This is a genomic window from Mobiluncus curtisii subsp. curtisii ATCC 35241 (assembly GCF_000146285.1).
GTDB lineage: Bacteria > Actinomycetota > Actinomycetes > Actinomycetales > Actinomycetaceae > Mobiluncus > Mobiluncus curtisii.
Genome location: NZ_GL385918.1, coordinates 1 through 1,080, shown reverse-complemented (window position 1 = coordinate 1,080; position 1,080 = coordinate 1). Strand labels below are relative to the sequence as shown.

The window sequence follows — 1,080 nt, the reverse complement described above, 5'->3', positions numbered from 1 at the left end:
CCCAGGGCGTCAGCTTTCGCTTTCACACCCTCCCCGTTAGCCGGGCTGAGCAGGATAACTCCGTCTTTGGCGGCTCCGGCGACCATCGCGTCTTTCAATGCCGTACCCGATGCCAGGTACACGACACTGCCGGACTTTTGAGCCTTCCCGTACTTCGCGATAGTGAACGCGGTCTCATACCGGTTCACCCCCGCCAAACGAGCCGTCGCTTTACCACCAGCAGCCGTGTTGAGAATGGTATCCGGTACTACAGCCCCGCCACCCAGGGCAGTAACCTTGGGGGCTTTCAGTTCGGAGACGAACCCCCGGCAATGCTGCCGCCGACGCATCAGACGTAAACGTCAAAATCGGACCATCACGCAACACACTAGCCGCGACCGCATCCGGAGAACCCGAACCCGTATTCTTCGTCACATACACATTCTTCGGGGTGCCATTAACCTTCACCCACCGTTTCGCGATAGCCACCGCCGTAGCATTACGATCAGCCCCCGCCAAACGAACCACCTCGGCACCTGTAGCTTTCGCTTGGTCCTCAATAGCCTGCGGCACCGCACCAACACCACCAAGCAACACAATCTTGCCGGGCTTCACCCCACCCAGATTCAGACCCTTACCATCAGTCAACACCACCGGGCCATCCCCAATAGTCGCCGCCGGCAGGGCATCCACCGGGTTACGATTAGAAGCCACATACACCACCTTCCAATCAGCCCCCCACGTATGCTTCGCCACCGCCAGGGACGTCTCCACCCCAGACGAGCCAGCCAAACGCTCATGCGCCAACTCACCAGCCACCGCCGGCACGCTAGACACACCAGCCAAACCAAACATAGAACCAGCCGCAACCAGCCCCACCAAACATCTCTTCACACCCATATCAAACTCCTAACATTAGAAAAAAACTGGGCAACAAAATGCTAAAAAATACCCCCCCCCCGCACGCTGTTCACCACCAGCGAACACGACAAACCAGCCGAACCGGGGAAAACAGACTGAGACAGCACTGAGACGAGTTTCGGCTAAAACGGCACACCGTGCCATTTCTTAACGCCCCCACACCCCCACTCGGCGGCACAC

Annotated in this window: 1 pseudogene; it reads right to left on the bottom strand. The window is 58.4% G+C overall.

Features of this window, described 5'->3' with window-relative positions:
• A pseudogene (locus tag HMPREF0574_RS09270) lies at positions 1-879 on the bottom strand (cell wall-binding repeat-containing protein); the annotation flags it as partial.
• Positions 880-1,080 lie beyond the last annotated feature (201 nt).